General features: G+C 70.2%; 20 protein-coding genes. 8 read left to right on the top strand and 12 right to left on the bottom strand.

Annotated elements, in window-relative coordinates:
• Positions 1-181: 181 nt before the first annotated feature.
• Complete coding sequence (locus EDF63_RS14015) at positions 182-1,006, bottom strand: helix-turn-helix domain-containing protein (RefSeq protein WP_123313593.1); 825 nt, start codon at positions 1,004-1,006, stop codon at positions 182-184.
• Between the two features lie 136 nt (positions 1,007-1,142).
• Between EDF63_RS14015 and melA the strand changes: the two genes are divergently transcribed.
• From melA to EDF63_RS13995, 4 genes are all read left to right on the top strand, one after another.
• Positions 1,143-2,567, top strand: a complete 1,425-nt coding sequence (gene melA, locus EDF63_RS14010; protein WP_123293867.1) for an alpha-galactosidase — start codon at positions 1,143-1,145, stop codon at positions 2,565-2,567.
• Between the two features lie 125 nt (positions 2,568-2,692).
• Positions 2,693-3,997 (top strand): sugar ABC transporter substrate-binding protein, encoded by a 1,305-nt coding sequence (locus EDF63_RS14005; RefSeq protein WP_260233120.1) that lies wholly within the window; start codon positions 2,693-2,695, stop codon positions 3,995-3,997.
• On the top strand, positions 3,981-4,940 hold the full coding sequence (locus tag EDF63_RS14000; RefSeq protein WP_123313592.1) for a carbohydrate ABC transporter permease: 960 nt from the start codon (positions 3,981-3,983) through the stop codon (positions 4,938-4,940). The genes EDF63_RS14005 and EDF63_RS14000 overlap by 17 nt, the downstream gene beginning before the upstream one ends.
• Positions 4,940-5,815, top strand: coding sequence for a carbohydrate ABC transporter permease (locus EDF63_RS13995; protein WP_123313591.1), 876 nt, complete (start codon positions 4,940-4,942; stop codon positions 5,813-5,815). Before EDF63_RS14000 ends, EDF63_RS13995 begins: the two co-directional genes overlap by 1 nt.
• 159 nt (positions 5,816-5,974) lie before the next feature.
• On the opposite strand, the gene EDF63_RS13990 is transcribed toward EDF63_RS13995, so the two are convergent.
• Complete coding sequence (locus tag EDF63_RS13990; protein ID WP_111086735.1) at positions 5,975-6,184, bottom strand: cold-shock protein; 210 nt, start codon at positions 6,182-6,184, stop codon at positions 5,975-5,977.
• Positions 6,185-6,199: 15 nt separating this feature from the next.
• Positions 6,200-7,309 carry an acyl-CoA desaturase gene (locus tag EDF63_RS13985; protein WP_123313590.1) on the bottom strand — a complete coding sequence of 370 codons (1,110 nt, stop codon included), beginning with the start codon at positions 7,307-7,309 and terminating at the stop codon, positions 6,200-6,202.
• 133 nt (positions 7,310-7,442) lie between these two features.
• Here EDF63_RS13985 and EDF63_RS13980 point away from each other — a divergent pair, with 133 nt between their 5' ends.
• A complete protein-coding gene (locus EDF63_RS13980; protein ID WP_123313589.1) occupies positions 7,443-8,483 on the top strand; it encodes a LacI family DNA-binding transcriptional regulator in 1,041 nt (346 codons plus the stop codon).
• 60 nt (positions 8,484-8,543) lie between these two features.
• Here the strand turns inward: EDF63_RS13980 and EDF63_RS13975 are convergent, their stop codons facing one another.
• The 4 genes from EDF63_RS13975 to EDF63_RS13960 are packed head-to-tail and all read right to left on the bottom strand — an operon-like array spanning position 8,544 to position 14,089.
• Positions 8,544-10,913, bottom strand: a complete 2,370-nt coding sequence (locus EDF63_RS13975; protein ID WP_123313588.1) for a TIM-barrel domain-containing protein — start codon at positions 10,911-10,913, stop codon at positions 8,544-8,546.
• Between the two features lie 16 nt (positions 10,914-10,929).
• On the bottom strand, positions 10,930-11,841 hold the full coding sequence (locus tag EDF63_RS13970) for a carbohydrate ABC transporter permease (RefSeq protein ID WP_123313587.1): 912 nt from the start codon (positions 11,839-11,841) through the stop codon (positions 10,930-10,932).
• Complete coding sequence (locus tag EDF63_RS13965) at positions 11,838-12,791, bottom strand: carbohydrate ABC transporter permease (RefSeq protein ID WP_123313586.1); 954 nt, start codon at positions 12,789-12,791, stop codon at positions 11,838-11,840. The genes EDF63_RS13970 and EDF63_RS13965 overlap by 4 nt, the downstream gene beginning before the upstream one ends.
• Positions 12,792-12,817: 26 nt before the next feature.
• A complete protein-coding gene (locus EDF63_RS13960) occupies positions 12,818-14,089 on the bottom strand; it encodes an ABC transporter substrate-binding protein (protein ID WP_123313585.1) in 1,272 nt (423 codons plus the stop codon).
• Positions 14,090-14,367: 278 nt separating this feature from the next.
• On the opposite strand from EDF63_RS13960, the gene EDF63_RS13955 reads away from it, so the two are divergent.
• Positions 14,368-16,191 carry a BCCT family transporter gene (locus EDF63_RS13955; protein WP_395872056.1) on the top strand — a complete coding sequence of 608 codons (1,824 nt, stop codon included), beginning with the start codon at positions 14,368-14,370 and terminating at the stop codon, positions 16,189-16,191.
• Positions 16,192-16,202: 11 nt separating this feature from the next.
• Here EDF63_RS13955 and EDF63_RS13950 read toward each other — a convergent pair whose 3' ends face one another.
• Positions 16,203-16,655, bottom strand: coding sequence for a GNAT family N-acetyltransferase (locus EDF63_RS13950; RefSeq protein ID WP_123313583.1), 453 nt, complete (start codon positions 16,653-16,655; stop codon positions 16,203-16,205).
• A 16-nt stretch (positions 16,656-16,671) separates the two neighbouring features.
• A complete protein-coding gene (locus EDF63_RS13945; RefSeq protein WP_123313582.1) occupies positions 16,672-17,103 on the bottom strand; it encodes a VOC family protein in 432 nt (143 codons plus the stop codon).
• A gap of 122 nt (positions 17,104-17,225) precedes the next feature.
• Between EDF63_RS13945 and EDF63_RS13940 the strand changes: the two genes are divergently transcribed.
• On the top strand, positions 17,226-17,492 hold the full coding sequence (locus EDF63_RS13940) for a hypothetical protein (protein WP_123313581.1): 267 nt from the start codon (positions 17,226-17,228) through the stop codon (positions 17,490-17,492).
• 82 nt (positions 17,493-17,574) lie between these two features.
• Here the strand turns inward: EDF63_RS13940 and EDF63_RS13935 are convergent, their stop codons facing one another.
• The gene (locus EDF63_RS13935) at positions 17,575-18,453 is read right to left on the bottom strand and encodes an SMP-30/gluconolactonase/LRE family protein (protein ID WP_185021429.1); all 879 of its coding nucleotides are present in this window, start codon (positions 18,451-18,453) and stop codon (positions 17,575-17,577) included.
• A gap of 57 nt (positions 18,454-18,510) precedes the next feature.
• On the opposite strand from EDF63_RS13935, the gene EDF63_RS13930 reads away from it, so the two are divergent.
• Complete coding sequence (locus EDF63_RS13930) at positions 18,511-19,542, top strand: LLM class flavin-dependent oxidoreductase (protein WP_123313579.1); 1,032 nt, start codon at positions 18,511-18,513, stop codon at positions 19,540-19,542.
• A 148-nt stretch (positions 19,543-19,690) separates the two neighbouring features.
• Here EDF63_RS13930 and EDF63_RS13925 read toward each other — a convergent pair whose 3' ends face one another.
• Together EDF63_RS13925 and EDF63_RS13920 are read right to left on the bottom strand one after the other, a co-directional pair.
• Entirely contained in the window at positions 19,691-20,905 is a 1,215-nt protein-coding gene (locus EDF63_RS13925) for a glycosyl transferase (protein WP_123313578.1), read from the bottom strand.
• Positions 20,902-21,714: an HAD-IIB family hydrolase gene (locus EDF63_RS13920; RefSeq protein ID WP_123313663.1), complete on the bottom strand. Its 813-nt coding sequence runs from the start codon at positions 21,712-21,714 to the stop codon at positions 20,902-20,904. Before EDF63_RS13920 ends, EDF63_RS13925 begins: the two co-directional genes overlap by 4 nt.
• Positions 21,715-21,825: the final 111 nt, after the last annotated feature.

Raw genomic sequence — 21,825 nt, 5'->3', positions numbered from 1 at the left:
CCGGCCTGCTGAACAAGACCTTCGGCACCGACGCCGTCAAGCGCGGCCTCCTCGTCGGCACCGCCACCATCACCGCACAGATCAAGTAACACCCCACGTACTCCGGCTGTGCATGGCAGACCGGAACGGCCAACGCCCCGTCGCTCGCGACGGGGCGTTGCTCGTGCGTGGGGACACCGGGTCAGCGAGCCCGTGCCCGGTACGCCCCCGGTGCACTCCCGCAGGCGCGGGTGAAGTGCACGTAGAAACTCGACTGCGACCCGAAGCCCGCGGCGTGCGCGATCTCCGACGTCGTCATCGACGTCGTCGCGAGCAACCGCTGTGCCTCGGCCACCCGGCACCGTGTCAGGTACTCGACGATCGTGGTGCCGACGTCCTGCCGGAACACCGACATCGCGTAGTGCGGGTGCAGGTGTGCGGCCGCTGCGACGTCAGCGACCTCGATCGGTTCGCGGAACCGGTCCACCACGAACCGCACCATGTCGATCACGCGGTGCATGGCATCCGCGGTGCCGTGCCCGCCGCCTGGCCGCAGGTCCACGGCGTCGCGGTGGTGCCGGAGCAGGCGACGCACGAGCGCCTGGGCCTCCAGGTTGGCGATGATCTCCGCACCGTCGTCCGCGAAGTCCCGCTGCCACGACCCGAGCATCGACTCGACGTCACGGCCGGCAGCTGCGGTCGGCACGACGACCGGGCGGTTCAGGAGCATCGCTCCGAGGTCGTGGTCGGGCAGTCCCCACGCCAGCACCTCGGCCAACGGGATGTGCACCCACCGGAACTCGCCCGTGCCGGTGCCGTCACCCACGAGCTGGTGCGGGGTCCAGCCCCAGAACAGTGCGATCTCGCCCGCGTGCACGCTGACCGGCGCCCCGCCGAACCGGTAGTCCAGGTGCCCCTCGAGCACCAGGTTCATCTCGAGGTCGTCGTGCCGGTGGGACGACGCCATGAGCGGGGCCGGGCCACGGTGGCTCCAGTACGCCGCTTCCATCGTCTCCACGTCGAGCACGATGTCGAGACTACGTCAGAGCCCGGTGCGCAGCGCACCGGCCGACACCTCGACACACGGACCGATCCGAGGATCCTGGAACCCCACCGTCCGAAGCCGGAGGACCGCACACCCCCGCGCTTCCTACCGTCGACACATGACCAAGATCACCATCATCGGCGCCGGCGGCTTCGTCTTCCCCTTCCGCCTCATCGGCGACCTCGTCTCCTTCCCCGCCCTGCAGGACGCGACGTTGCACCTCATGGACCTCGACGCGGGCCGGGTCGCCCGCACCGCGACGGCCGCCCGCGAGCTCGTCGCCCACCACGGCCTCGGTGTCGAGGTCCTCGAGACCACGGACCGGCGTGCGGCCCTGGCGGGTGCGGACGTCGTCATCATCACGTTCCAGGTCGGCGGCGTCGAGTCGTACAAGTGGGATGTCGAGATCCCGCGCAAGTACGGCATCGACCAGGCGGTCGGCGACACCGTCGGCCCGGGCGGCGTCTTCCGCTTCCTGCGGTCGGTCCGCGCGTACGAGGACATCGCCCGCGATGCCCTCGAGCTCTGCCCGGACGCCCAGTTCATCAACTACGCGAACCCGATGGCGATGGCCACGGCGTTCCTCAACGCGAAGGGGCTCCGGACGGTGGGGCTCTGCCACAGCGTGCAGGGCACGACCCGCATGCTGGCGCGCACGCTCGGCGTGCCGTACGACGAGGTCGAGTTCGTCAGCGCCGGCATCAACCACCAGGCGTGGATCCTCGAGTTCACGCGTCGCAACGGCGAGGACCTGTACCCGCGTCTGCGCGAGGTGATGACGGCGAAGCACCAGCGGGGCGTCGCGGCGTCCGACCTGCACGACGACGACGGCGACCACAGCGAGGCAGCTGCCGCGGCGAGCAACTACGAGGGCGGCAACGAGCAGGTCCGCACCCAGCTGATGCGCTCGTTCGGGTACTTCGAGACCGAGTCGAGCCACCACGCCAGCGAGTACGTGCCGTACTTCCGCAAGGACCCGGAGACGGTGCTCGAGTACATCCCGGAGCGCTGGGACTACTACGAGATCTGCCTGGCGCACGACGAGCAGGGCGACGTGGACACGCAGCTCGAGAAGCTCAAGGCCGACCTGACGCCGAGCGTCGAGTACGGCGCGAGCATCGTGAACGCGATCGTGACGGGCGTCCCCGCGGTGGTCTACGGCAACGTGCCGAACGCCACGGGCGTCATCCAGAACCTGCCGTCCGATGCCTGCGTCGAGGTCGCGTGCCTGGTCGACGGCAAGGGGGTGCAGCCGACGTCGTTCGGTGAGCTCCCGCCGCAGCTCGCCGCGATCAACCGCACGAACACGAACGTGCAGACCCTGGCGGTGCGCGCTGCACTCACGGGCAACGTCGAGCACGTCCACCACGCGGTGGCTCTGGACCCGCTGACGGCGGCGCACCTGACGCTCGACCGCATCGCCGAGATGACCGACGAGCTCCTGCACGCCCACGCGGCGCTCCTCCCCGAGTCGCTGCGTCCGGCGGACGCGGTCACCGCGGCACCGGTGGCCGACCGGGAGGCCCGCCCCGCGCTCGTCTGAACCGTCGCGCCCGACGTGGGGTCGGGTCCAGGACGCGACCCCACGTCGGACGCGCGGCGCCCCGTGTGCGCACCCCGCGCCTCCCGGCCGACCTGAACGGCACCACGACCTCAAAGGAGAGGACCATGCCGACCCGACCATCCCCCCAGCTCGCCAGACGGGGGTTCCTCGCCCTCGCCGGCATCTCGCTGACCGGCGCGCTGGCAGCGTGCGCCGGCGGCGGCACGACCGGCCGCGGCGGGACGAAGCACATCCGCCTGTCCACCTGGAACATCCCGACGGACATCACGAGCTACCAGGCGATCGCCGACGAGTTCGTCGCGGCGCACCCCGGGACGAGCGTCGCCGTCGAGGTGACGACCGGGCAGTTCCACCAGTGGTTCATCACCCGGCTCGCCGCCGACCTGGCGCCGGACGTCATCCGGATCACCCCGCAGCAGATCGGCCGGTACGCCGCGAACGGCAGCCTGGTCGACATCTCGGGGGCCGTCCCGGCGGACTACCGGAAGGACTACAGCGACCCGTTCTGGGCCATCGGCGCACGGGACGACGGCGTGTACGGCGTCTTCCAGCACACCGACAACTTCATCACGTACTACAACCGCGACGTCATGGAGCAGATCGGTGTCACGCCGCCCGAGGCCTTGGCAGACGCGTGGACGTGGGACGAGTTCCTGGAGATCGCGAAGGAGGTCAAGCAGGTCACCGGCAAGTACGCGTTCGGCTACGGCTGGTCCTCGCCCGAGACGGCCTACCGGTGGCTGCCGCTGGTCCACCAGAACGGCGGCGCGTTCCTCGGCGAGGACGGTGCCACCCCGTCGATGGACACCCCTGAGGCGATCGACGCCCTGGCCTTCGGCCGGAAGTGGTACGCCGAGGGCCTCGCGACGACGGGCAACCTCAGCAAGAGCGGCGGCGGCGACGTCTCGCGGAACCTGTTCCTGACCGGGCAGATCGGCATGATGCTCAACAACCCGGAGTCGATCGCGCAGCTCGACACCGACATGCCGGACAACTGGGGCACGGCCCCGATGATCCGGAACGTCGGCGAGGCGAGCGACCTGGGCGGCAACGCCCTGGCCGTCACGAAGTCGAGCAAGCACCCGGAGCTGGCGGCCGAACTCGTGGCGATGATCACGTCCCGGTCGAAGATGCAGCAGTTCTGCCACGACGGGAACTGGCTGCCCGCCCGGAAGTCCCTCGATGCGAAGGACATCGGGTACGCCGCGAACACCGACACGATGCAGCGGTTCATCGACCAGGGGACGACGATCCCGCTCTCGATGGTGAAGGCCGAGAGCGGCGAGTACTTCAGCTCGCTCAACGCGGTGTTCGCCGACTACCTCGACCTCTGCCTGCTCGGTCAGCTGAGCCCGAAAGAGGCCTCGAACCAGATGATGGAGGCGATGCGCAGTGTCACTGCGAACTGAGACCGCGCCGGTCCGCACCACGGCGTCCACCGCCCCACCGACCGGCGGACTCCCCGCGGGCGGCGGATCCCGACCGCGCCGGGGCCGCTTCGTCCCGTACGTGTTCATCGGCCCAGCTGCGCTGCTGTTCCTCGGGTTCTCGCTCGTCCCGATCATCACGGCGATCGCGCTGAGCTTCCAGGACTCCAGCACGTCGCTCGGCGACGGCACCTGGGTCGGCGGGGAGAACTTCGTCGACATGGGCTCCGACCCGCTCATCGGCACGGCGCTGCGGAACACGCTCGTGTTCACGCTCGGCACCGTGCCCACCTCGATGGCGATCGGGCTCGCGCTGGCCGTCACCCTGAACCGGCCACTGCCCGGGCGCTCGGTGTTCCGCGCACTGTTCTTCGTGCCGATGGTCGCCGCCGGCGTCGTGGTGGGCGTCATCATGTCGTGGATCTTCAACGGCGACTACGGCGTCGTGAACAACCTGCTCGAGGCGCTCGGACTGGGGCGCGTGCCCTGGCTGACCGCTCCGGGGTGGGCGATGGCGACCCTGGTGGTCGTCGTGGTCTGGACCCGGATCGGGTTCTGCATGGTGATCTACCTCGGCGCGCTGCAGTCCGTGCCCGCCGAGCTCAAGGAGGCCGCCGCGATCGACGGCGCCTCGCGCTGGGTCCGGTTCCGGACCATCACCTGGCCGCTGCTCCGTCCGACGACGTCGATCCTGCTCATCCTGAACGTCGTGTTCTCGTTGCAGGCCTTCGACGTCATCTACGTCATGACCGGCGGTGGCCCTGGCTTCTCGACGACCGTGCTGATCCAGTACGTGTTCCGGTCCGCGTTCATCGATGCCCGGATGGGCTACGCCGCGGCGCTCGGCCTGGTGCTCGTCGCGATCCTGCTCGTGTTCACGTTGCTCCGGCAGCGCGCCAACCGCAAGGCGGAGGAGATGCTCTGATGGCCGTACTCGATGTCCGTGGTCCCCGCCGTCGTCCGGCTGGAGCCCGCACCCGGCGCCGGCCTGGTCGCTGGGTGCTCGTCGCCGGGCTCACCGCCCTGGCGATCCTGATGGTGTTCCCGCTGTACTGGATGGTCGTCTCAGCGCTCACCCCCGGTGGGCAGTCGCAGAGCGGTACGTTCTCGCTGTTCCCGACCCGGCCGACGTTCGAGAACTACACGCAGGTGTTCAGCACGCAACCGGTCTGGCGGTGGCTCGGCAACTCCGCGCTCATCACCAGCGTCGGCACCGCGTTGAGCGTCGTCGTCTCGCTGATGGCCGGGTACGCCCTGGCGAAGTTCCGCTTCGTGGGCCGCGGACTGCTGTACTCGGCGTTCCTCGTGACGATCATGATCCCGATCCAGGTCACCCTGGTGCCGAGCTTCCTGGTCGTGGCGAAGATCGGCCTGGTCGACTCCCCCTGGGCGGTGATCCTGCCGACCGTGTTCGACGTCGTCGGGATCTTCATCGCCCGGCAGTTCATGCTCGGGGTGCCGGACGCCCTGATGGAGGCCGCTCGGCTCGACGGCGCCGGCGAGTTCCAGACGTTCTTCCGGGTGGTGCTGCCATCGTGCGGTCCCCTGGTCGGCGTACTCGTCATCCTCGGCTTCATGACCCGGTGGAACGACTTCCTGTGGCCGCTCGTGGTCCTGCAGGGCAACGAGAACCTGACCGTGCCGGTGGCCCTGTCCACGCTGACGAACAACCCGGCGTTCAGTTCGCCGTGGGGAGCCGTCATGGCCATCGCGACCGTGACCGTACTGCCCCTGCTCGTGGTGTTCCTGGCGTTCCAGCGGCAGTTCGTGCAGGGCATCGCGTCGACCGGCATCAAGTAGCGGGGAGGGGGCGCGGAGGTACCTGGCGGAATCGGGCGTACCTGCCCATTTCTTTCGACCAGGTACGCCCGCTTCCCCATAGCAGCGCAGTGGACATGGGAAAGAAACGACGGGAGGCACGCTGCCAGCTGGCACCGTGCCTCCCGTCCGTCGTCCGCGTCAGCGGATGATCGAGATGTTGTCCGCCTGCGGGCCCTTCTTGCCGGGGCCCACGTCGTACTGCACGTGGTCGTTCTCCTCGAGCGACCGGTAGCCGGTCGTCGCGATGATGCTCGAGAAGTGGGCGAACAGGTCCTCGGACCCGTCGTCGGGGTGGATGAAGCCGTACCCCTTCGCGTGGTCGAACCACTTCACGGTGCCGGTCGGCATGGTCGACAGCACGGGTCAGTGGATGCGCAGTTGCGCGACCATGGGGCAGGCGAACGGGTCGCGGGCAGCGAGCCCGACCCGGTTCAGGTACCGGACGACGATGCCGTAGGAGCGCAGCAGGGTGGTCTCGGTGTAGGGCACGTCGAGCGTGTCGCAGTGGTCGCGGACGAGCAGGCGGGCCTGCTTCAGCGCCGGGCGCGGCATCGACGGGAACAGGTGGTGCTCGACCTGGTAGTTCAGGCCGCCCATCAGGAACGAGACCCACCAGCCGCCGCGGATGTTGCGCGACGTGCGGACCTGGCGCGAGAAGAAGTCGACCTTGGCGTCGTGCGCGATGGTCGGCATGCCCTTGTGGTTCGGGGCGAACGAGGCGCCCATCATCACGCCGAACACGGCGAGCTGCACACCGAGGAACGCGCAGGCCATGCCGAACGGCAGGAACCAGAACACGACCGTCAGGTAGATGCCGAAGCGGGCGACGAGCAGGGCGGCTTCGAGCCAGCGGTGCTTCACGTCGGCCTTGGTGCCGTTGCCCGTGACGATGCTCTGCACCGCGTACCGGTGCAGGTTGAGGCCCTCGAGGGTCAGCAGGGGGAAGAACAGCCAGCCCTGGAACCGCATGAAGGTCGTCATGAGCGGACCCTTGACGGCGGCGGCGTCCTCCGGCAGGAACCGGATGCCGTCCGGCGCGATGTCGGGGTCCTTGCCGACGGTGTTCGGGTTGCCGTGGTGGCGGGTGTGCTTGTTCATCCACCACGAGTAGCTGAGGCCGACCAGGAACGTGCCGAGCCAGCGGCCGGCGTGGTCGTTCCACTTCTGCGAGGCGAAGACCTGGCGGTGCGCGGCCTCGTGCGACAGGAACGCGAACTGCGTGAAGATCACGCCGAGCGCGCCGGCGACGATCAGCTGGAACCAGGAGTCACCCAGGAACGCGAACGCGACCCACGCGAGGGCGAAGGTGACGATGAGTGTGCCGAACAGCGACCAGTAGAACCCGGTGCGGCGGCGGAGGAGTCCGTTCTCCTTGACCTGCGCGAGCAGGGCGGAGTAGGTCGAGGTGCCCTTGGGGCTTCCTGTTCCTGGACGAGTACGTGTGTAGCCCGGGGCGAGCGGAGTGGTGGTCAAGTGGACCAACCTTCCGGTGCGGACCGGCCCTTCGACCGGTTCGTGGTAGTTCACGCGATTGCGCTTGTTGCGACCCTAGGGCCTGAAGGTGCGATTCCACCTGACAATCCGCCTGCCCCACTACGGTGATCGGATGGGCAAGGTCACGCTGCAGGACGTCGCCGCGCACGCGGGCGTCTCGATGAAGACCGTGTCCAACGTCGTGCGTGGCTACCAGCACGTCAGCCCACCGATGCGCGACCGGGTGCAGGCCGCGATCGACGAGCTGGGGTACCGCCCGAACGTCTCCGGACGGTCGCTCGCCACCGGCCGGTCGAACATGCTCGCGTTCGCGTTCCCCGACCTCCGGCGGCCGTACTTCGCCGAGCTCGCGCACGTGTTCTCCCGTGTCTGTGCGCAACGCGGCTACCAGCTGCTGCTCGAGGAGACCCTCGGCGAGGCCGACGGCGAGCGCTCCGCCGTGCGCGGTCGCGAGGCCGGGGTGGTCGACGGCGTCGTCATCCACCCCCAGGTCCTGACCCCCGAGGCGATCGACCGGATCCGTGGGGACACCGCCGTGGTGTTCCTCGGCGAGGACGTCCGCCCCCAGCACGCCGACCAGGTGGTCATCGACAACGCGGGCGCGGCGGCCCAGGCGGTCGCGCACCTGGTCGCCCTCGGTCGCCGGCGCATCGGGTTCTTCGGGCACGAGACCGGTCCGGAGTCCCGCACCTCCGGGCTGCGACTCGACGGTTACCGCGCGGGGCTCGCCGCCGCCGGGCTGCCCGTCGACGATGCGCTCCTGGTCCCCCGCGAGGTCGGCGACGCCGCCGGTGCCGAGACCGCGTTCGGTCGGGCGCTCGACGCCGGGCTGCGGGTCGACGCACTGCTGTGCCGAGACGACCTCGCCGCCCTCGGGGTGCTGCGGGCGATGCGGCTGCGCGGACTCGACGCGCCGCGGGACATCGCCGTGGTCGGCTGGGACGCGATGGGGCTCGGTTCGAGCCTGGTGCCGAGCCTGACGTCCGTCGCGCCGGACACCGTCGCACTCGCGGACACCGCCCTCGACCTGCTGCTCGAGCGCATCGACGGCTCGGCGGTGCCGGGGCGGCTGGTCACGGTCGGACACCGGCTGCTGGTGGGCGAGAGCGCGCCGTTCGCGGACGGCTCGGTGCAGGGCCGAGTCTCGGCCTGAGCGACACTCCTCGTGGCGATCCGCCCGAGAAGTGTCGCCCAGCGCGAGTCTCGGGGCCGCTCAGCGCTCGCCCGGGTGCACGCTCCCCAGGAGCTCGACGACGACGGCACGCAGGCTCTCGGGCAGGTCGACGGTGCCGAGCTCGACGATCCCGTCGGCGCGCGGCAGGTCCTTCGACACGATCTCCCACGCGGCGAGCTTCTCGGCGTTGCCGGCCTGTGCGCGCTCGAGGGCACGCCGGACGGCCTCGCGCGCATCGACGCCGACCACCGGCGGCCCGGTCAGCGTGACCGCTCCGCCCGTCGCCGCGTCGACCGTCAGGTCGACCGAGAACCGGTCCGCGCCGCGGGCCGCCACGACCTGCCCGTCGGCCGGGGCGGCGAGGAACGTGATCCGCCAGTCGCGCCGGGCCGGGACGACGTCGATCGCGCCCGTGGTGGCGTGCACGCGGAACTCGGCGAGCGCCGCGTCCCACGTCAGGCGGGTCGAGGCGGTGCGGTCGGTGTCGCCCTCCTGGTCCTCGACCAGGGTGAACGAGCCGGAGGCACCGGGGGCCACGAGGACCTCGAACGCCGTCGGGTTCGCGGTGGCGTCGAGTTCGTCCTCGGCGGCGAGTGGCAGCACCCCGCCGTCGCGCAGCAGCACGGGCACGGTGTCGAGGGTGCGGTGCAGGTCGACGAACCGGTCGCCGGCGTACACCGTGCCGGTGAAGACGTCGGTCCACGTCCCCGGCGGCAGCCAGGCCCGTGCGGATCCGTGCAGGGTGACCGGGTCGCGTGGTGCGACGATCGGGGCGACGAGCAGTTCCGACCCGAAGGCGTAGGTGTTCGGCACCCGGTACGCCTCGTCGCGCCGCGGTTCCAGGTGGTACAGCGGACGGACGAGCGCGGTGCCCTCGGCGGTGCGGTGGTTCATGGTGTGCAGGTACGGCACCAGGCGGTGACGGAAGCGCAGGGCCTCCCCCATCGCGGTGCGTGCCTCGGCCGGGAACACCCACGGTTCCTTGCGGATGAACGGGTTGTTGGCGGAGTGCAGGCGCATGATCGGCGAGAACACCCCGAACTGCACCCAGCGCGTGGCGAGCTCGTCGTCGCGGACACCGCGGGTGTGGCCGCCGATGTCGTGGCTCCACCAGGGGTAGCCGATGTTCGCGGCGGTGGCGGTGAACTCGGGCTGGAACGCCAGCGACGCCCAGGACACGACGGCGTCGCCGGAGAACCCGACGGCGTAGCGGTGGCTGCCCGGGCCGGCGTAGCGCGAGAAGGTCATGCCCTGGTCTCCGGCCCGCGCCGAGTCGAGCAGGTGGAAGTGGTTGAGCAGCCAGAGCGGGTCGACGCCGGGGAGGCCGCTCTCGCTGCCCTGCTGCCAGTCGATCCACCAGAAGTCGACGCCCTGCGCTTCGAGCGGCCGGTGCAGCTGGTCGAAGTACGCCTGCAGGAACCGCCGGTCGGTGGGGTCGAACGGGATCGGCTGTCCGGTCGCCGGGTCGACCCCCATCGCCTCGGCCACCGCGACGTAGGCGTCCTCGAACGCGCGGACGCCGTCGGCGGGGTGCAGGTTGAGCGTGGTGCGCATCCCCCGCCGGTGCAGCTCGGCCAGGAAGGCCACTGGGTCGGGGAACAGCGACGGCTCCCACGAGTAGCCGGTCCAGCCGTCGCCGAACTGCGGCGGCACGGAGTCGACGCGGTGCCAGTCCATGTCGATGACCGCGACCGAGAACGGCAGGCGTTCCTCGGCGAACCGGTCCATGAGCTCCAGGTACGACGTGTCGCTGTACGGGTGGTAGCGGCTCCACCAGTTGCCGAGCGCCCACCGGGGCAGGCGTGTGGGTGCACCGGACACCTGATGGAAGGCGCGGAGTGCGGCGTCGAAGTCACGGCCGTACGCGAACACCGTGACGTCGCGGCGGCCGGGCACGCGGGTGCCGATCCAGCCGTCGTCCTCGAACAGGAACGACTCGCTGTCGTCGAGCGCGGTGATGCCGTCGCGGGCCAGGATGCCGGGTTCGAGCGGCATCCGGCCGTCGACGTCGTCCAGGGTGCGGCCGGTACCGCCGAGGTCGCGGGGCTCCTGTCCCCAGCGCCAGCGGTTCGCGTCGGGGCCGGTGGTCTCGACGACCAGGCCGCTCGGGCTGAACGGACCGCCGTCGTAGCGGAGCCGGGCCCGTTCGGTCGTGATGACGATGCCGCCAGCGCCCTCGGCTGCGGCACCGACGCGCTCCGTCGTGAACGCCGGCACCGGCACCCGTCGTCGGATCGCGAACGTCGAGGCACGGTCCTCGAACCCGCCGTCGTCGCTCCACTCGATGCGGAACGTGCCGGCGTCCAGGACGGTGATCCGCCAGTGCTCGCCGGTGACGACGGCAGCGGGGTCGGCCACCGGGTCGGATCCGGGGAACGGCCGGATCGTCGGCAGTGTGGTCTCGGTCATGGTCACGTCGTACCCCTCAGCTCTTGACCGCGCCCTGTGTCACGCCGCTGATGACCCAGCGCTGCGCGAACAGGTAGACGATGATCGTCGGTGCCATGGCCATCAGGTACGAGGCGAAGGCGACGTTGTAGTTCGTGCCGAACTGGCTCTGGAAGATGTTCTGCACCACGGGCAGTGTCTGCAGGGTCGGGTCGGCGGTGATGAGCGACGGCATCATGAAGTCGTTCCACGACGCCAGGAACGCGAAGATCCCGACGGTGGCGTTCATCGGCCCGAGCAGCGGCAGGATGATCCGCCAGAAGATCTGCCACGTGCTCGCGCCGTCGATGCGGGCGCTCTCCTCGAGTTCGACGGGGATCGACCGCAGGTACGCCGAGTACAGCAGCACGCTGAACGACAGTTGGAACATGGCGTGCAGGATGCCGACGCCGATCGGGTTGTCGAGTCCCATCTGGGCGGTCAGCTTGATCTGCGGCAGCGCCACGACGGGGAACGGCAGGAACATCGCCGCCAGCAGGTAGACGAACGACCACCGGAAGAACCGCTTGTGCCAGTTCCGGACGATCGCGTACGAGGCGAACGAGCTGAGCAGCAGGGTCGCGACGACGGTGAGCGCCGCGACGCCGAGCGACACCGAGAACGAGACGGGGAAGCGCGTGAGCTCCCAGGCCGACGCGAACGAGCCGGGGTTGAACGGGAACGGCAGCGACAGGGCGTTGCCGTCGACGGACTGTTCGCTCGTCTTGAACGCCATCGCGACGGTGACGTACAGCGGGATGAGCACCGTCAGCGCGGCGAGTCCGAGCACGACGGTCAGGGTCCAGTTCGTGCCGCCGAGGCGTCGGCGGTGACCGCGGCCCGGTCGTCGCGCGTCGCCGGTGGTCACCGTGCGGGTGTCGGTGGGTGGGCGGGTGTCGATGGCGGTCATGCGAGTCGCAGGTTCCTTCCGCGGGTCGCCGCGAGCTGCAGCACGGAGATGAGGACGGTGATGATGAAGAACACGGTCGCGTTCGCCATCTGGTAGGCGTAGTCGCCGCCGGTGAAGCCGCCGAAGATGGTCATCGCGACGCTGCTCGTCGCGCTGCCCGGGCCACCGTTCGTCAGACCGACGATGACGTCGTAGGCGCCGAGGTAGCCCTTCACGCCGAGCACGGTGTTGATGACGATGAAGCCGCCGAGCAGCGGCAGCGTGATCGCCCGCAGCTGCTTCCAGCCGGTCGCGCCGTCGAGCGAGCTCGCTTCGTACAGCTCCTCCGGGATCGAGGTGAGCCCGGCGGTGTAGATGAGGAGGGCTCCCGGCACGGTCTGCCAGGCGGAGACGATCACGATCGCGACCCAGGCCAGGTTCGGGTCGCCGAGGATGCTCTGCTCGAGCGGTCCGAACCCGACGCTCGTGGCCAGTGCTGGCACGGTGTTCGAGAACAGGAAGTTGAACACGTAGGCGACGATGATCCCGGAGATCACCATCGGGATCACGAAGATCGACCGGAGTCCGGCGGCGAACCGGATCTTCTTCGCCAGCGCGATCGCCAGTGCCAGCGCGATGACCTGCGTGACGATCACGGTGACGACGGCGAACCCGAGCGTGAAGCCGTACGAGGCGAGGATCGCCGGGTCGGACACGAGCGCCCGGTAGTTCTCGAGCCCGAGGAAGTCCCACTGCCCGAAGCCGAGGTAGTCGGTGAAGCTGTAGAAGATGCCGACGCACGCGGGTGCGACGACGAAGGCCGTGAACGCGATGAGCGCGGGCACGAGGAACACGTAGTACATGCCCTCGGTCCGACGGAGGGAACCGACGCGGTGCGTGCGGGCGGCCGCGGTGGCCGGCCCGGACGTCGCCGGGTCGGTGTCGCGGGAGAGCGGGGTCTGCATGGTCATGGTGGCTCCTGGAGTCCTGGTCCGGCTCAGACCGTCGCCGAACGGCCGGCGAGACGCCGCCAGTCCGAGTCGAGCCGCTGCAGCATCGAGGTGAAGTCCCCACTCCGGATCGCCGACTGCAGGTAGTTGCCGAGCGGGATCGAGGTGGGGATGAAGGTGCCGGCGCCCTGGTAGAACGCGGCGTCGTCGACGTACTGCTGCAGGCCGGCGAGTCGCTCGTCCTGCTGCGGTGGCGCGTCCTCGGTCGGCGAGTACGCCAGGTTGTCGCGGTTGTACGCGTCGATGACCTCGGGCTGCATGAGGAACTCGACGAGCTCCTTCGCCTCGTCCGGGTGCTGTGACGCGGTAGGGATCCACAGGCCGAGGTCGATGTTCACGCGAGCCTGCCGGTCGGCGGGGTCGTTCGACACCGGCAGCGCGAACGTCCCGACCTCGAGCTCCTCGTCCACGAGCGCGATCTGTCCGAGCGCCCACGGCCCCTGCAGGTACATCGCGGCCTCGCCCTTGCCGAACGCCAGGTTGCCGTCCGCGTAGGCACGGGTGGCGTGGTCGGGGTTGAAGAACGTCGAGATGGTCTTCGCACGCTCCATCGGCACCGCGAAGTCCTTCTCGAACGACACCGCGGAGTCCGGCCCGACGTCGGTGCCCAGTGCCTTCATCTTCGTGAAGAACGACCCGGTGTCCACCAGGCTGCCCACGGAGTAGTCGAACAGGCCCTGCCACAGCGTCCACGTGTCGCGGTCCGTCGCGTAGATCGGTGTGACGTCAGCCTTCTGGAGCGTCCGGCACACCTCGACGAACTCGTCCCACGTCGTCGGCACGGGCAGGTCGTGGTCGGCGAAGATGCGCTTGTTGTAGATGACCCCGGCGGCGGCGAGCGAGTACGGCAGGACGCTCGTGCGGTCCTCGAACTTCGCGTACTGGTTCGTCAGGGTGTCGATGTCCGGCCGGACGCGCGCCGCCGACGGCAGGTCCCCGAGGTCGCTCAGCACGCCGCGCGAGATGTACCGCGCGAGTTCCAGGTTGTCGTTGAAGCAGCCGACGTCGGCCGGCTCACCGCGGACGAACTGCGGCGCGATCGCCGCCGTGCTGTCGTGCACCACCGACAGCCCGGAGCGCCCCTTCTCGAAGCGCCGCAGCAGCGCGTCGAAGTACGCGATGACCTCCTGCTTCTGCTCGTAGAAGCGCAGCGTCGTCGCACCCCCGGCCGCTGCGCGCGGTGCCGCGCACCCCGCGAGCGCCATCGTGCCGAGCGCGATCCCGCCGGCTGCTCCGGCGAGGAACCCCCGCCGGCTCACGGCCGCGCTGATCGTTCCGGTCCTGCTTCCCACCATCGGGCAACTCCCTCGTGCGCGTCGTCGCGCACGTCTTGTTTACAGCGCTGTAAAACGGAAGTCAACGTTGTAATCGCACCTGACGGGGTGCGGCCGACCAGCAGACGGACGGGAGGCGCGGGTCGACCCCGCCCCGCGCCTCCCGTCCGGCAGTCGTCAGCGCGACCGCCGCGCGCACCGTGCGCACGCCGCCATCCGGTGCGACACGCCTGAGCGAACGCACAGAGCCGCCGCCAGGCACCATGGAACGCATGCCAAGCACCACCTCTGCTCCCCCGTCCAGCCCAGGAACGACGACCTCGGAGGTCCGGCGGTGGGTGTTCTGGCCTGCCGCCGTCCTCGTGCTCGGGTTCGTGGCGTTCACGCTGGTCTCGCCGTCGAGTGCCGAGGCGATGTTCGTCGGCCTGCAGGACGGCATCGTCCGGAACTTCAGCTGGTACTACGTCCTCATCGCGGCCTTCTTCGTCGGCTTCTCGGTGTTCGTCGGCTTCAGCAGGTTCGGCGACATCAAGCTCGGCAAGGACCGGGACGAGCCCGAGTTCTCGACGGGGTCGTGGTTCTCGCTGCTCTTCGCGGCGGGCATGGGCATCGGCCTCGTGTTCTACGGCGTCTCGGAACCCCTCAGCCACTTCGCCTCGCCGCGTCCCGGCGTGACCGGTTCGGAGAGCGAGCTCGCGCAGCAGGCCCTCACCCAGACGTTCCTGCACTGGGGACTCCACGCCTGGGCCATCTACGTGGTGCTCGGCCTCGCACTCGCGTACGCCATCCACCGCCGCGGCCGTCCGGTCTCGATCCGCTGGGCCCTCGAGCCACTGCTCGGCAACCGCGTGCGCGGCGGCTGGGGCAACCTCATCGACGTGCTCGCCCTGGTCGGCACCGTCTTCGGCGTCGCGACGTCGCTCGGCCTCGGCGTGATCCAGATCGGCGCCGGGCTCGAGGACGCGGGGATCGCCGACAGCGGGATCGTCAGCCAGATCGTCATCATCGCCGCCATCACGGCAGTCACCATCGTCTCGCTCGTGACCGGGGTGGCGAAGGGCATGAAGATCCTGTCGAACTTCAACCTGCTGCTCGCCGCAGCGCTGCTGCTGTTCGTGCTCATCGTCGGCCCGACCCAGTTCCTGCTCCGCGACTTCGTGCAGTCGATCGGTTCGTACCTGCAGAACGTCGTCGGTCTGTCGTTCAACGTCACCGCGCAGCAGGGCGCCGAGGGCGAGGCCTGGCAGGGCGCGTGGACCACGTTCTACTGGGGCTGGTGGATGTCGTGGGCGCCGTTCGTCGGCGTCTTCATCGCGCGCATCTCGAAGGGCCGCACCGTCCGCCAGTTCGTCTTCGGCGTCCTGCTCGTGCCGACCGTGCTCACGTTCCTGTGGTTCGCCGTCCTCGGTGGCGCCGCGATCCACCGCGAGACCGACGGCGGCGGCGGGCTCGTCGGCGCGGACGGCTCGGTCGACGTCGAGGGTTCCCTCTTCACCCTGCTCGGCGATCTGCCCGCCGGTACCGTCCTGGTGTTCGGCGCGATCCTGCTCATCGGCGTGTTCTTCGTGACCTCGTCGGACTCCGGCGCCCTGGTCATGGCGATGATCGCGTCCGGCGGCGACATCGAGCCGAAGAACTGGCTGCGGGTGTTCTTCGCGTTCGTCTCGGCCTTGCTCGCGGTCGCCCTGCTGCTGAGCGGTGGCCTCGATGCCCTGAAGACCGCGGCGATCACCACGGCGTTGCCCTTCAGCGTCGTGCTGCTGCTCACCTGCTGGTCGACGATCATCGCCTTCACCCGTGAGCGGCGGGCGTACGACAAGGCCGAACGCGAGGTCCTGCTCGAACACGTCGGCGCGTACTACGGGCTCGAGGTCGACGGGCCGTCGGAGCGCGCGCCGCGATCCGCGTTCGGTCGGCCGTGGGCCGCCGTCAAGAAGCGGGTGCGCGGCGGGTCGGGACCCTCTGGTGCCGCCGTCCTGGACGACGTCCCGGTCCGACCGCAGACGGTCTCACCCGACCCGGCGGTCGACGCGAGTCTCGACGACGAGCCGGCTGCGGAGAGCGCACGGCGCCCCACGGAGGGATGACGGACGGAGCCTCAGAGGTGCTTCTCCATGCAGTAGCTCGTCGGGTCGTCGGTGTACGGCGCGAACCGCGGGACCTGGCGGTACCCGAGCTTCTCGTACAGGGCGATCGCCGCGACCTGCGGCAGGCCGGTCTCCAGTTGCAGCGTCGAGATGCCCACGTCACGTGCATGGGCTTCGAGCGCCTGGAGCAGGGCTCGGCCGACCCCGAGTCCTCGGGCGTCGTCGGTGACGAACATCCGCTTGATCTCGCCGGATCCGTCGCGCCGATCAACGATCGCCGCCGTGCCGACGGCCACGTCGTGCTCGCGGGCGACGAACAGCGAGACCCCGTCGGCTTCCAGGGCGTCGACGTCGAGGCCGTGGTAGTTCTCGGCCGGGTACAACGCCAGGGCGAAGGCATCCCCCTGGCGGAGCAGGCTGCGGACGTCGTCGCTCCGAGGGCTCTCGATCTGGATGGAAGGCACAGCCGATCCTACGAGTTCAATCGGCCGGTGGGCGCCGTCCCGCCGAGGACTGGAACCGCACCAGGTACCCGTCCGGGTCCTGCACGAGGAACTGGTCGACGCCCGCCTGCTCGGTCCCGACGTCGTACCACTTCGTCTCGGGCTGCATGAAGAGCTCCGTGCCGGCACGGAGCAGGGACTCGGACAGCGCACGGCTGTCGGGCACGGTGACCTGGAAGTTCACGCCCCGGCCGAGCGGTCGATCGAGCGGACCGGTGATCCAGTTCCGGCCGACCCCGGCCTGTTCGAGCATGAGGTGGGCGGTGCCGAGGGCGACGTACGCGAAGCGCTCCTCGGGCCGGGCGTAGCGGATCTCGAAGCCGCACAGGCCGCACCAGAACGCGAGGCTCCGGTCCAGGTCGGCGACGAGGAGTTCGGGGACGAGAGCGGGCTCGGGGGTCTCGGTCACAGCACCATCGTGGCATCGGAGCAGCACGACGCGCGTCGAATGTGGGTCGGATGCCGGGGCAGGAATACGTCGTTACGGGGTCGTGCGAGGATTCGTCGACCACATCGACGAAGGGCTCGATCATGACCACCGCGCGCACGTTCCACCTGATCAGCACGATCGGTCTGGCCATCGGGTTCCTCGGCGTCGGTGCCGTGATGTTCGACGCGAACTACGGGCCGGAGGGTGGCGGCGCCAACATCGGCCTCGGGCTGCTGATGCCCCTGTGCCTCGGCGCTGGCGTCATCGGCATCGCAATGGGCATCGCGGCCCTCGTGACGACGTGGTCGGCCGGCCGCGGCGCACGCTCGCGCCAGCCACGCCCGGGGCACCTCCCCGAGGTTCCATGACCTGCCGCGTGCATGTCGCCGAGGTTCCACGGGCAGGCTCCGCCGCGCGTGAGATGCCGAGATTCTGGAACCTCGAGCGCGCTCACCAACCCGGCACGGCCACCCGCACCGCGCTGATCCGACCGGAGCGCGTCTGCGCCGTCACGGCCGGGTCGTAGCTGTCGGCGGTCGCCAGGTAGAGGGTGCGACCGTCCTCGCCACCGAGCGCACAGTCGATCGCGCACTCGCCGGGTGCGTCGATCCGGTCCGTGACCTCGCCGCCCTCGAGGACCCGGAGGAACTCGCCCGTGTCGACGGAGCAGACCCAGACGGCGCCGTCGCGGTCGACCGTGCTGCCGTCCGGCGTCACGCCCCCGGGCAGCGCTGCCCACTCGCGCCGTCCGGTCAGCGAACCATCGGGCTCGATGTCGAACGCGGTGAGCCGGCCGCCCCACGTCTCACTCACCACCAGGGTCCGGGTGCCGGGCAGGACGTTCGCGCTGTTCGGGAACACCAGCCCCTCGGCGGCGAGACGGAACGAGCCGTCCTGCTCGATCACGTACAGCGGTCCGGGGCGGAGCTCCTCGCCGCCGTAGAGGTCGTAGCCGAAGGCCCCGATGTAGGTCCGACCGGTCGCCTCGTCGACGACCAGGTCGTTCAGGAGCGACGACTCCTGGACGGACAGGTCAGCGAACACCGACGCCTCTCCACGATCGTCGACGGCGACGGCGACGGCGACGACCGTGCGGGACTCCATCGAGCTGACGATGAGCCGGCCGTCGGCGAGCCACCCGAGCCCCGACGACTGCCCGTCGACGGTGGCCTCGAGCCGGGGGCCGTCGGTCGAGGCAGGGTCGACCGAGAACACCTGGCCGGTGTGCATGTCGGAGTACCAGAGCCGCCCCTCGTGCCAGCGGTTGCCCTCCGGGAAGCGGATGCCGGAGATGACGATGTCGGTCGCGGAGTCGAGGGTGATGTGCACGGATCCAGCCTGCCATCCGGACCCCCGCGCCACCCGATGGTCTGGCACGATCGACCCATGCCCCTCGACGGAACTCCCCTGCACCGGCTCGGCTTCCTGACGATCGGGTCGTTCGACCCCGCCCGACCGTCCGAGGGCCACGAGGACACGCTCCGCGTCATCGAGCGTGCGGAAGCGCTCGGCTTCGACAGCGCGTGGCTGCGCCACCGACACCTGCAGCACGGCATCTCCTCCCCCGTCGCGGTGATGGCCGCCGCGTCGCAGCGGACCTCGCGGATCGACCTCGGCACCGCCGTCACGCCGATCGGGGCGGAGAACCCGTTCCGCCTGGCCGAGGACCTCGGCACCGTCGATGTGCTCCTCGGCGGACGGCTGAACCCCGGCTTCTCGGTCGGCACCCCGATGAACTTCGACCTGTACCGCGACGCGATCTACCCCGACACCCTCGAGCACGAGGACCTGGGCAACGACCGGCTCCTGCGCTTCCGCGACCTGGTCCGCGGCGACCACGTGACCGGAACCGACACCGTCGAACGTCGGGGCATCGAGGAGTTCGCGAGCACCGTCCAACCGCACAGTGACGGCCTGGCCGACCGCATCTGGTACGGCACCGGCAGCACGAAGTCGGCGGTCTGGGCTGGCGAGAACGGCTTCCACCTGCTGACGTCGAGCGTCACCCGCAGCGAGAACGGCACGGACTTCGCCACCAACCAGCGGGCCCAGATCGACGCCTACCTCGACGTCCACCCCGACCCCGACTCCGCCCGTGTCTCGCAGGGTCTGGTCGTCATCCCGACCGACACCGCGACCCGCGAGCAGGAGGCCCGCTACCGCGCCTACGTCGAGAGCCGCTCGGGGCGCGTGGGTGTGCCGATGGGACCCGCGGGGATGCTCTTCGCCGCCGACCTGGTGGGGACCTCTGCCGAGATCGCGGACCGGTTGCGTGCCGACGCCGGCTACCAGGCGGTCACCGAGGTCGCCTTCGCACTGCCGTTCTCGTTCGAGCCGGACGACTACGCGCAGATCATCACGGACATCGCCGAGCACCTGGGTCCGCAACTCGGCTGGGCGCCGGGACCGGCGGCCTGAGAACGGCGCCAGACCGCCGGACGGGAGGCACGGGGCCAGCTTTCGCCGTCCCTCCAGGCACGGCCGTCACCCCGCTGGCGCGGTGCGCCGGTACCGGCTGGTGGGGCCCACCTCCCGTCCGCTCTGTGGTCGCGCCCAGGGCGCGTGATCAGTCCTGCTGGTCGGCCTCGACCGCATCCCGCAACCGGTCGAGCACGTCCGGCACCGCGGAGCGCACCCGGCTCCAGCTCGGGATGAACGGCTTGTCGTTCGGGCGCGCGGTGAACGCGCCACCGGCGTCGAGGATCGCCTTGGTGAAGAGCTCGACGGCGGCTTCTTCCGCGTGCTGGTCGAACCCGAGGCCGCTCATCTCCGCCTCGTGCCGGTAGACCTCGACGATGTCGAGCGCGTTCCGGTAGTACGTCGCCTTGAGGACCCGGAACGAGTCCGAGGTGAGCGGCACGCCCATCGTCGCGAGCTTCCGCAGCAGCGACTGCACGATGTCGTTCCCCATGCGGGCGAGCCCCCCGGTCCCGTCGGCCTCGGCGAGGGGTTGGTGCTTGTGGTCGTACGCGTCGGCGATCTCCACCTGGCACACCTGGCGCGTCGCGTAGTCGCGGTACACCTCGGACAGCATGCCGATCTCGAGGCCCCAGTCCCCCGGGATCTTCAACCCGTTCAGCACGTGCGCGCGCATCGCGAACTCGCCCGACAGCGGGTACCGGAAGCTGCTGAGGTACTCCAGGTACTCGGACTCGCCGTAGACCTGGCGGAGCGACCGGAGCAGCGGACCGACGAGCAGGCGTCCGACGCGCCCGTTGATCCGGCCGTCGGCGACGCGGGCGTAGAAGCCCTTCGAGAACTCGTAGTCGAACGCCGGGTTCGCCACCGGGTAGAACAGCCGCGCGAGCATGCCCCGCTCGTACGTGGTGATGTCGCAGTCGTGCAGCGCGATGCACTCGGCGCGCTCCGACGCCAACGCGTAGCCCGTGCAGTACCAGACGTTCCGGCCCTTGCCCGGCTCGCCGGGAGCCAGCCCCTCGCGCTCCAGCTCGGCGTCGAGCTCCCGCAGGCGCGGCCCGTCGTTCCACAGGATGCGGTGCCGCTGCGGCAGCCGCGCGAAGAACTCCCGCGCGTGCTCGAACTGCGCGCGGTCGGCGCGGTCCAGCCCGATCACGATCTCGCTGAGCCAGTCGGCCTCGGCCAGCTCGTCGACGATCCGTGCGAGCGCCGGGCGTTCGAGCTCCGAGTACAGCGCCGGCAGGATCAGGCTCATCGGGCGCTTCTCGGCGAACCCGCGCAGGTCGTCCTCGATGCTCGCGGTGCTGCGGCGGCCGAGGTCGTGGAACGTCGTGATGACGCCGTTCTGGTGGAAGTCGCTCATCGGTGGCTCCTGACGGACGGGGTGGTGAACCGGGTGAGGCCCTCGGCCCAGCCCTGCGGGCCGGGGGCGGTCGTGCGGTGGACGCGCTCGGGGCGGTCGTCGGCGAGCGGCCCGGGTGCCGGGCCGTGGCCGCGCACGACGACCGCCAGGTCGACGGCGTCGAGCAGCGCGGTGTCGTTCGGCCCGTCGCCGAGCCCGATGGTGCGCGGGACGGTGCCGGTGCGGCGTGTGTGGTCGGCGACGAGCAGGCGGACCGCGGTGCCCTTGTCGCGTCCGGCCGGCAGGACGTGCCAGAAGCGGCCCCCCCGCACGAGGTCGAGGCCGGCCGCGGCGAGCGCCCGTCGGAACGTCTCGGCGCGGTCGTCGTCCTCGGCGTGCCAGAACAGGACCTCGGAGGCTTCGCGCTGCCGGGCGGCGGCCGCCGCCACGACGTCGAGTCCGGTCCACGCGGCGACGACCGCGTCGGTCTCGCCGCCGAACGTCGCGAAGTGCAGGTCCAAATCCGCTCGGATGCGGTCGAGATCCGCACGGAGCCGCGCGACTTCGCCGTCTGGCGGTCCCGCGAGCACGTTGCCGTCTCGTCCCACGACGATCGCGCCGTTCTCCGCGACGAACGCCTGCCCGTCCAGACCGGTCCGTCGCTGCAGGGCGGTGATCTCGGCCTGGGTCTTGCTGCTGCAGAACACCACCGGCACGCCATCCGCGCGCAGGCGCTCGAGCATCGGCAGGGCAGCGTCGAACGAGTAGTCGTGGTGGTCGAGGAACGTCCCGTCGAGGTCCGTGACGACCATCAGGTCGGGTGGTGGCATCGTGCTCCGCTCGCGGCTGGCTGGGCTGCGGGCGACGATGCCCCGGACCACCCTGCCATGTGCGGGAGTCCGGTTGGTGAACGGCGCATCCCGGCATTTTCCACGCACGTG

Source organism: Curtobacterium sp. JUb34 (assembly GCF_003755065.1).
Taxonomy (GTDB): domain Bacteria; phylum Actinomycetota; class Actinomycetes; order Actinomycetales; family Microbacteriaceae; genus Curtobacterium.
The sequence above is the reverse complement of the archived record's forward strand: the minus strand, read 5'-3'. Positions and strand labels throughout refer to the sequence as shown.